The organism is Brevundimonas sp. FV1ps31S (genome assembly GCF_058681265.1).
Window position 1 is genome coordinate 859,363 of sequence record NZ_CM178735.1, and the last position, 9,635, is coordinate 868,997.

Sequence of the window (9,635 nt, forward strand, 5' to 3'; positions counted from 1 at the left end):
TGACATCAATGATCGGCGCGATCCTGTGTCATTCGTGACTTTAGCGTGTTCTTGTCCCTGAGACGGCGGCTGCGGCCGCGCTATTCAGAGACCGAGTTCGACCATGACCACCTTCGCCGATCTGGTTCCTTCGCCCGCCGGCCGTTTCGACGGCATCGAGCGCCCCTACACCCCGGAAGACGTCCTGCGCCTGCGCGGATCGGTGCCGGTCACCCACACCCTGGCCGAGCGCGGCGCCAATCGCCTGTGGCAGTTGCTGCACGACGAGCCCTTCATCAACGCCCTGGGCGCCGTCACCGGCAACCAGGCCATGCAGATGGTCCGCGCCGGGCTGAAGGCCATCTATCTGTCCGGCTGGCAGGTCGCGGCCGACGCCAATACGGCCGGCGCCATGTATCCGGACCAGTCGCTGTACCCGGCCAACGCCGCGCCGGAACTGTGCCGCCGCATCAACCGCACCCTGCAGCGCGCCGACCAGATCGAGCACGCCGAAGGCGGCGCCAAGCGCGACTGGTTCGTCCCCATCGTCGCTGACGCCGAGGCCGGCTTCGGCGGGCCGCTGAACAGCTTCGAGATCATGAAGGCCTTCATCGAGGCGGGCGCCGCCGGCGTCCACTTCGAGGACCAGCTGGCGTCGGAGAAGAAGTGCGGCCACCTGGGCGGCAAGGTGTTGATCCCGACTCAGGCGCATGAGCGCAATCTGGTCGCCGCGCGGCTGGCCGCCGACGTCATGGGCACGCCGACCATCACGGTCGCCCGCACCGACGCCGAAAGCGCCCAGCTGATCACCTCGGACATCGACGAGCGCGACCAGCCCTTCATCGATCGCGACAACCGCACGCCCGAGGGCTTCTTCCGCCTGAAGGAAGGCACGGGTCTGGATCATTGCATCGCGCGCGGCCTGTCCTATGCCAACATCGCCGACCTACTGTGGTGGGAGACCAGCCATCCGGACCTGGACGACGCGAAGAAGTTCGCGGAAGCCGTGCAGAAGAAGCATCCGGGCAAGCTGATGGCCTACAACTGCTCGCCCTCCTTCAACTGGAAGGCCAAGCTGGATGACGCCACCATCGCCAAGTTCCAGCGCGAGCTGGGGGCCATGGGCTACAAGTTCCAGTTCGTGACCCTGGCCGGCTTCCACGCGCTGAACAACTCGATGTTCGAGCTGGCGGACGGTTATCGCGATCGCGGCATGGCGGCCTATTCGGAGCTGCAGCAGCGGGAGTTCGCCAACGAATCCATCGGCTACACCGCCACCCGCCACCAGCGCGAAGTCGGCACCGGCTATTTCGACCAGGTCGCCACGGTCATCTCCAACGGCACGTCTTCGACGACGGCGCTGAAGGACTCGACCGAGACCGCCCAGTTCACCCACGCGGCTTAACCCCAAAAAGGAACCGCCCAAATGGAACCGCTGACCCGAACCGAAGCCATTATAGACTTCTGCCTGGCGCCCCTGGCGCTGGACGCCGGCGCCGAGGCGGAACGCGAGGTGCGCCGTCGCATGACGCACGTGCTGCGGACCTATCAGGCCAAGGTCGCCAATCCGATCGCCGTGGACTTCTCGTCCATGCCGTCCCAGGTGATCAATGAGGCGGCTCACGGCTACGAATAGGCGCGCGTCGGAAATGGAAAGGCCCGCCCCGAGCGATCGGAGCGGGCCTTTTTTCGTCGTGTCGTCCCGGGTGTCAGCTCGACGGGGTTGGCGCCGACGACGGCGTCAGGGTCACCTGAACCGGGGTCTGGCTCGGACGATCCGGCGGTTCAGCGCCGGCGTCCAGCAGTTCGCCGACCGAAACCTGGGGCGAGATCACGGCCTGGGTGGCGCAGGTGGCCAGGTCGCGCGCGATGTGGCGGCCAAGGCAGAACATGTCCTCATAGCTCGGACGCGATGCCGCCAGGCACTGGAACAGCATCAGCTTGGACATGTTCAGGCAGAATTCGCTGTTGGTCTCGACCACGAGTGCATCGGTATTGGCGCGCGCCTCATCGCCTGCCGCGCCGAGGGAGGCCAGGGCGGCGATCGCCAGGGAGCGGGTTACGGCCGGCGTATAGGGCGGCGCCTTGCGCGACGCTTCGACGTCCAGCCCGCGGCCGGTGTTGGCGGCGGTGAACAGACGGCTGGATTCCTCCGCCGACGGCAGCATCGTCGCCGCCGACAGGGTCTTGGCTCCCTCCAGTCGCACTTCGCGGTTCGGGATATGGGTGACGGCCCAGCGGCGGCGCGGATCACGGCGTTCCTGCACCGTATAGGCGTCGGCCTCCACGGCTTCGGCGATGGCCCGGATTGCGGTCGCGTCCTTGCCGATGGTCGCCGCGATCAGGCCGGCGGCGGCGTCGGCGCCGGGCAGTGTGGCGGCATAGGCCGGATCTGCAACGATGCGCGCCACCATTTCCTGACGCTGCACCGGATCCACGGCGAACTGACGTACGCCGGCGACGAATTCGGGCGACTGCAGCGCGATGATGGATCCGTAGGCGATCAGCCCACGCGACAACTGGGCGGGTTCATAGGCCGAGCCTTTGCGGATCGCCGCCTGAATGGATTCCGCGTCCGGGAAGCCGCCCGGCTGGATGGTCTCGGCCTCCCGCAGGAAGGCCACATAGATGGAAGCGGCCTGGGCCACGCCTTCGTTCAAGGTGACGGGCGGCGGCGGGGGAGGAGTAGGAGGCGGAGCCGCCTCGGGTTCCTTGGTGCTGCAGCTCGCCAGGAAGGCGGCTGCCGCGAGGGCGGCGATCGACAGGCCGCGGGTCATGAAGGCCTTGGGCATAGGGGCACGTCCACAGATACTGAAAGCCCCGGCAAGGGGCGCGTACTTGAAGGCGCTTATAACGTGCCGAAAGCGGTTTGCCGAAGATTAATCGAACAACTTCGATACGGATTCTTCGTTGGCGATCCGGCGGATAGCTTCACCGATCAGCGGAGCCACGGAAACCGTGCGGATTTTGGAGCAGTTCAAAACTTCGTGGGGCTGTTCGATCGAGTCGGTGATCACCAGTTCCTTCAGCGGACCGTCCGTGATCCGCTGCACGGCCGGGCCCGACAGGACGCCGTGGCTGATATAGGCCGAGACCTCGGTCGCGCCCTGATCCATCAGGGCCTTGGCCGCATTCACCAGGGTGCCGCCGGAATCGACGATGTCGTCGAACAGGATGCAACGACGGCCTTCTACGTCGCCGATGATGTTCATGACCTCGCTCTCGCCCGCCTTGGGACGGCGTTTGTCGACGATGGCCAGGTCGGCGTTCAGACGGCTGGCCAGCGAGCGGGCCCGCACCACGCCGCCGACGTCGGGCGAGACGATCATCAGGTCGTCACCGCGCGAATAATGTTCGCGGATGTCCTGGGCCAGGACCGGGGTGGCCACCAGATTGTCGGTCGGAATATCGAAGAAGCCCTGAATCTGGCCCGCGTGCAGATCCATGGTCAGCACCCGGTCCGCGCCGGCGCGGGTGATCAGATTGGCCACCAGCTTGGCCGAGATCGGCGTGCGGCCGCCGGTCTTCCGGTCCTGACGGGCATAGCCGAAATAGGGCATGACGGCCGTGATCCGCCGGGCGGAGGCGCGCACCAGCGCATCCGTGATGATCAGCAGCTCCATCAGATTGTCGTTGGCCGGATAGCTGGTCGACTGAAGGATGAAGACGTCCTCGCCGCGGACGTTCTCCTCGATGACGGCGAAGACCTCGTTGTCGGCGAAACGCTTGACCTGGGCCTTGGTCAGCGGTCCGTCCAGGTGGTCCGCGATGGCCTGGGAAAGGGCCCGGTTGGAGTTGCCTGAGAGCAGCTTCATCGGCTGGTCATCCTTTCGCCGTCATCCGACCCCCATGAACGGCGGTCGGTTGGCGCGCTCTTTACCAGCGGAGCCGGGCAGGGCAAGTCGTGGACGGAGAGTTTTCGTCGGCATGGCGTGTCCCGGTCGTGGGTGCTAGAGATCGCCGCGTTCGTTTCCGGAGGCTTGGCCGCAAGCCGGTCTCCGCTCGTCATGGGGTCGTCCTTGTCCGTTTCTAAGTTCCGTTCCGGCCTGGTGCTGATGGCCGCGGCGGCCGCCGCTCTGACAATTTCGGGTTGCGCCGGCAATAAGCGTCCCAAGCTGGCCTATGAAGAGCGGCCGGTCGAGGCGCTCTACAACACCGGTTATCAGCGTCTGGAACAGAAGCGCTGGGCCGACGCCGTCGACTATTTCCAGGAGGTGGAACGCCAGCACCCCTATTCGGACTGGGCGCGTCGTTCGATCCTGATGCAGGTCTACGCCTACTACCAGAACAACAATTACGCCGAAGCCATCGCGGCCTCGGACCGGTTCATCTCCCTGTTCCCCGGCAATCCGTCGGCGGCCTACGCCTTTTACATGAAGGCGGTTTGCAATTTCGAACAGATCACCGACGTGGGCCGCGACCAGGGCTACGCCAACGCCGCTCTGGCGGGTCTGAAGGACGTCGCCCGCCGCTATCCGGGCACCCCCTACGCCACCGACGCCGCCGTCAAGATCGACATGGTCAACGACCAGCTGGCCGGCAAGGAAATGAACATCGGCCGCTATTATCAGCGCGCCAACCAGCCGCTGGCGGCCCTGAACCGCTACAAGGCCGTCATCGCCAACCCCGAGTTCCAGCGCACCTCCCACACGCCCGAGGCCCTGTATCGTCTCGTCGAGGTCAATCTTCAGCTGGGTCTGAAGGAAGAGGCGACCCGCAACGGCGCCGTTCTGGGCTACAACTTCCCCGGCAGCCCCTGGTACGCCGAGGCCTACGCCCTGCTGACCGAAAACGGCCAGGCCCCGGAAAAAGCCCCCGAGGCCAAGCGCGAATCCTGGCTGCAACGGATCATCCCGGGCTGATCGTCCAGGAGGGGCGGGGAAATAACCTTGTGTATCCCTGCGCATCTCTCGATTCTGTCGGCGTGATCCTGATTCGTTCCACCGGCGACCGACTCCCATGCTGACCGCCCTTTCCATCCGCGACGTCGTCCTGGTCGACGTGCTGGATCTCGACGTCGAGACCGGCCTGACCGTGCTGACGGGCGAGACGGGGGCGGGCAAGTCGATCATTCTGGACGCCCTGGGCCTGGCCCTGGGCGGGCGCGGCGACGCGGGCCTGGTGCGAAACGGCGCCAAACAGGCTGTGGCCACCGCCATCTTCAGCGCCCCGGACGACCCGGACCTGCTGGCCCTGATCGCCGACAAGGGATTCGAGGTCCAGCCGGGCGAGGACCTGATCCTGCGCCGGGTGCTGAACGCCGACGGCCGCAGCCGGGCCTATGTCAACGACCAGCCCGCCGGGGTCACGGCCCTGCGCGAGATCGGCGCCGCCATGGTCGAGGTTCACGGCCAGCATGAGACCGTCGGCCTGCTGGACTGGCGCACCCACCGGGGCCTGCTGGACGCCTATGGCGGGCTTCAGCCCCAGCTCCAGGCCGTCGCCGCCGCCTCGACCAAGCTGAAGGCCGCCGAGGCCAAACTGGCCGAGCTGAAGGCCCAGGCCGCCGACGCCGCCGCCCGCGTCGAGGAAATCACCCTCAACCTGTCCGAACTCGACGCCCTGGACCCCCGCGCCGACGAGGAGACGGAACTGGCGGGCGAACGCGCCCTGCTGGGCGCCGCCGAAAAAGCCATCGCCGATCTGGCCGACGCCCGGACCCAGCTGGGCGGCGACAAGCTGAGCCAGAAACTGGGCGCCGCCCTGCGCGCCGTCGAACACGCCCGCCAGCGCGCCGGCCAGGCGGGGGCCGAGGGCGACCACCCGGTCATCGTCAAACTGTCCGCTGCCGTCGAGGCCATCGACCGCACCATGGTCGAGGCGGCCGAGGCGGTCGCCGCCGTGGACGCCGCCGCCGACGCCTTCGACTATGAGCCGGGCCGCCTGGACAAGGCCGAGGAACGGCTGTTCGCCCTGCGCGCCGCCGCCCGCAAGTTGAACACCACGGTCGACGCCCTGCCGTCGCTTCGCATCCGCCTGCGCGAACAGCTGCGCCTGATCGAGGACGGGGAGGAGGCCCTGGCCAATGCGGGCCGCGAGGCCGCCGAGGCCGCCGAAGCCTACGACCTGGCGGCCACCTTCCTGACCTCCGCGCGCGAGGCGGCGGCCGACCGCCTGACCGCCGCCGTCATGGGCGAACTGGGTCCGCTGAAGCTGGAGCGCGCCCGTTTCCGCGTGGCGCTGGAGCCGATCGAGGGCCGGCGCGGCCCCGACGGGGTCGAGACCATCCGCTTCCAGATCGCCACCAACGCCGGAACCGACTTCGGCCCGCTGGACGCCATCGCCTCGGGCGGCGAACTGGCCCGGTTCGCCCTGGCCATGAAGGCCGCCCTGGCCAGCCGCGAGGACATGCGCCAGCCGGTCATGATCTTCGACGAGGTAGACCAGGGCGTCGGCGGCGCCGTGGCCGAGGCCGTCGGCTCGCGCCTGAAACGCCTGTCCACCGGCGCCCAGGTCCTGGTCGTCACCCACAGCCCCCAGGTCGCCGCCCGCGGCCACGCCCACTGGAAGGTGATGAAGGCCGACCACGAGGGCACGACCACCACCACGGTGGTGGCCCTGGACGACGCGCGCCGTCAGGAAGAGATCGCGCGGATGCTGTCAGGGGCGGAGATCACCGATGAGGCGAGGGCGGCGGCGCGGGCGTTGATCGGGTAGGGGCGTTGGGAACGACTGTTCGCGGCTTTTGAGCCATCGCGGCAGTTGACGATTTCCCTTCCGACAGATCAGCGATTTGGTCGTAGCTGTTGTGAGGTGCTTATCTTTCCGCGAGACTGATGGTAGAATTGGGCATGCAGCTTCAGTGGGATGAGCATTTCCTAGAGATCGTGGTACCGGCTTGGCAGGATTACTTGGGTGCCGAGACGAATCTATCAAGCGCGATCAATGGAGAGAATGATACTCTGAAAAGAGCGGCTCGATATCGGGCTCTCCGCTTCGGGGGCGCCGCTAGCTTCTACGTTCACCACTTTGCTGAGATCGTTCAACGCGCCCGGCCTGATTGGCTGCCGCACACGGTTACCGATCTGGGAACGATCAGAACTTGGGTCGCCGGACATTGCACTGCGCTTCGGTCGGACACACTCGTCACGGACGTGAAGCTCATCCATGATGTTGCGGACGCCCTTAAACATGCCGAGCTTACTCTTAAGCCGGAACGTCGTCTGGTCTCGGCGAACGACGCCGTTCTTGTCTCAAGGGCTGGCTACGGCGGGGGCGACTACGGCGAAGGCAAATATGGCGGCGCTGAGCAGGTTCTTATTCTATCAAAAGGCGGCCCGCGAGCTCTCAGCGGCGTCCTGCAAAACGTAATTGACGCGTGGCGGCGCGCGGCCGGGTTGCCCCTACCTGAAATAGGGGAGTCATGACTCAGTTTGCGGTCGAGCAGCGCCTTAACCCCGCGGGGCCGCTTATCTGGAAAGAGCTCTATACTTGGTATCAGCCCCTTACCGACTGGCTTGCCTTTGACCTTCGCGCAGGAGGGGCTGAGCGCCTGCGATCTCTTGGCGAGCAAGATATCTGCTGGGATGACTGTGACTGGCTCGACCTCGTCCTTAAGCCTGAGGCTTCCGATGACATCGAAACCATCATCCAGTCATTAGGCGACGAGTTAGATAGAGTGCTGCTGAGAACGTATCATGGCTGTCGCCTGGACGATGCCGGCGTTTTTCACCGAGAAGGGCTTTTGGTGAACGATCCCACAAAGCTGGAAAATGAGGTTCGCCGGATTGTTGCTGAAGAGGAGGCTTTGGCTTGGATGAGACCCTCTCTCGAGGACAGGATTGCCGCCTACGACTTTAGGGAGCGTGACACCGGCAAGTTATATCTCTGTCTAGATGATCGCCCACAGCTGGACCATATCGGGCACTACGCCCTTTACGGAAGTGAGTGGATCTCAGCGTTCCTGCCTGCAAGTGGGCGTCATGTGATGAGATCGCGCGGCGTGCCGACAATAGTTGAATGCGACATACCGCTGTCTTGGACAACACCAAGGACGCGAGACGCTTTAGCGCGCGCCTTCCTTCAAGAATGGACCCACCAGACAGTCAATTCGCCGAATTGGCTACCGGCGCGGGACTTTTCGATCATTCTACATCACAGAGTGCCACCTGAGCACATCGTCGGGCACTACCACCCTGCTGTACTCAAATGCCCTTTCGAGGGTAGGCGTCAGCATGTGTCAGCCGCAATCAAGTGCCCGAGTTGTGGAACCGATAGTGCGATAATAGCGCCTTAGAACCGGATAGATCCTGGCGTATGGATCCCAGGGACAAGCCCTGGGATGACGGGGAAAGGGGAGGGGCGGCCGGCTCCCGGCCAAATAACCCCCCGAATTCTCCCCCAACGCCCCCCGCATTAGCGGTCCTGTCATCATCGTGCTAAGAGCCCCGCCCTTTATAAGGGCGGCGATGTCGCCAGAGCATTTCAGTCTTCAGGAGAAGCACACATGAGCAGGGTGCTGGTCATTGGCGCCGGCGGCGTCAGTTCCGTCGCGGTCCACAAGATGGCGATGAATGCGGACATCTTCTCGCACATCACTCTGGCGAGCCGCACCAAGTCGAAGTGCGACGCCATCGCCGAATCCGTCAAATCGCGCTTCGGCGTGACCATCGACACGGCGGCGATCGACGCCGACGACGTGGCGGCGACCACGGCCCTGATCCAGGCGGTCAAGCCCGCCCTGGTCGTCAACCTGGCCCTGCCGTATCAGGACCTGGCCATCATGGACGCCTGCCTGGCCGCCGGGGTCAACTATCTCGACACCGCCAACTACGAGCCGCGCGACGAGGCCAAGTTCGAATACAAGTGGCAGTGGGCCTATCAGGACCGCTTCAAGGACGCCGGGCTGATGGCCCTGCTGGGCTCGGGCTTCGACCCCGGCGTGACCTCGGTCTTCACCACCTATACGAAGAAGCACCTGCTGGATTCGATCGAGACCCTCGACATCCTGGACTGCAACGGCGGCGACACCGGCCTGCCGTTCGCGACCAACTTCAATCCCGAGATCAATCTGCGCGAAGTGACCGCCCCGTCGCGTCACTGGGCCGACGGCCAGTGGGTCGAGGGTCCGGCCCTGTCGCACAAGCAGACCTTCGATTTCGAGGGCGTGGGTCAAAAGAACATGTACCTCATGTACCATGAGGAGCTGGAATCGCTGGCAAAATTCTATCCGGAAATCAAGCGCATCCGCTTTTGGATGACCTTCGGCGACTCCTATCTCAAGCATCTGGAAGTGCTCGAGAACATCGGTATGACCTCGATCGAGCCGATGATGTTCCAGGGCCGCGAGATCATCCCGATCGAGTTCCTGAAGGCCCTGCTGCCGGAACCCTCGTCGCTGGGCCCGATCACCAAGGGCAAGACCAATATCGGCACCATCGCCACCGGTCTGAAGGACGGCGCGGCCAAGACGGTCTACGTCAAGAACATCTGCGATCACCAGGAAGCCTATGCCGAGACCGGCAACCAGGCCGTCAGCTACACCACCGGCGTTCCCGCCATGATCGGCGCGGCCCTGATGCTGACCGGCCAGTGGAAGGGCGAGGGTGTGTTCAACATTGAACAACTGAACCCCGATCCCTTTATGGACATGCTGAACAAGCACGGTCTGCCGTGGACGGTCGAGGAACTGCCCGCTCCGCTGGACTTCTGAGGAT

9 protein-coding genes are annotated in these 9,635 nt (G+C 64.9%); 7 read left to right on the forward strand and 2 right to left on the reverse strand.

Features of this window, described 5'->3' with window-relative positions; translation table 11 throughout:
• The first annotated feature begins 103 nt into the window (after positions 1 to 103).
• Both aceA and ACVPT3_RS03995 read left to right on the forward strand, forming a co-directional pair.
• The gene (aceA, locus tag ACVPT3_RS03990) at positions 104 to 1,384 is read left to right on the forward strand and encodes an isocitrate lyase (protein WP_492042908.1); all 1,281 of its coding nucleotides are present in this window, start codon (positions 104 to 106) and stop codon (positions 1,382 to 1,384) included.
• 21 nt (positions 1,385 to 1,405) lie between these two features.
• Positions 1,406 to 1,615: a hypothetical protein gene (locus ACVPT3_RS03995; protein WP_492042909.1), complete on the forward strand. Its 210-nt coding sequence runs from the start codon at positions 1,406 to 1,408 to the stop codon at positions 1,613 to 1,615.
• Positions 1,616 to 1,688: 73 nt separating this feature from the next.
• Here ACVPT3_RS03995 and ACVPT3_RS04000 read toward each other — a convergent pair whose 3' ends face one another.
• Together ACVPT3_RS04000 and ACVPT3_RS04005 are read right to left on the reverse strand one after the other, a co-directional pair.
• Positions 1,689 to 2,771 (reverse strand): hypothetical protein, encoded by a 1,083-nt coding sequence (locus tag ACVPT3_RS04000; protein ID WP_492042910.1) that lies wholly within the window; start codon positions 2,769 to 2,771, stop codon positions 1,689 to 1,691.
• Between the two features lie 87 nt (positions 2,772 to 2,858).
• Entirely contained in the window at positions 2,859 to 3,794 is a 936-nt protein-coding gene (locus ACVPT3_RS04005) for a ribose-phosphate pyrophosphokinase (protein ID WP_492042911.1), read from the reverse strand.
• Positions 3,795 to 3,986: 192 nt separating this feature from the next.
• On the opposite strand from ACVPT3_RS04005, the gene ACVPT3_RS04010 reads away from it, so the two are divergent.
• The 5 genes from ACVPT3_RS04010 (at position 3,987) to ACVPT3_RS04030 (ending at position 9,631) form a co-directional block, all read left to right on the forward strand.
• A complete protein-coding gene (locus ACVPT3_RS04010; RefSeq protein ID WP_492042912.1) occupies positions 3,987 to 4,841 on the forward strand; it encodes an outer membrane protein assembly factor BamD in 855 nt (284 codons plus the stop codon).
• A gap of 97 nt (positions 4,842 to 4,938) precedes the next feature.
• Positions 4,939 to 6,636: a DNA repair protein RecN gene (gene recN / locus ACVPT3_RS04015; protein ID WP_492042913.1), complete on the forward strand. Its 1,698-nt coding sequence runs from the start codon at positions 4,939 to 4,941 to the stop codon at positions 6,634 to 6,636.
• Positions 6,637 to 6,770: 134 nt separating this feature from the next.
• On the forward strand, positions 6,771 to 7,346 hold the full coding sequence (locus ACVPT3_RS04020; protein ID WP_492042914.1) for a hypothetical protein: 576 nt from the start codon (positions 6,771 to 6,773) through the stop codon (positions 7,344 to 7,346).
• The gene (locus tag ACVPT3_RS04025) at positions 7,343 to 8,215 is read left to right on the forward strand and encodes a hypothetical protein (protein WP_492042915.1); all 873 of its coding nucleotides are present in this window, start codon (positions 7,343 to 7,345) and stop codon (positions 8,213 to 8,215) included. Before ACVPT3_RS04020 ends, ACVPT3_RS04025 begins: the two co-directional genes overlap by 4 nt.
• A 210-nt stretch (positions 8,216 to 8,425) precedes the next feature.
• Complete coding sequence (locus tag ACVPT3_RS04030) at positions 8,426 to 9,631, forward strand: saccharopine dehydrogenase family protein (protein ID WP_492042916.1); 1,206 nt, start codon at positions 8,426 to 8,428, stop codon at positions 9,629 to 9,631.
• Positions 9,632 to 9,635: the final 4 nt, after the last annotated feature.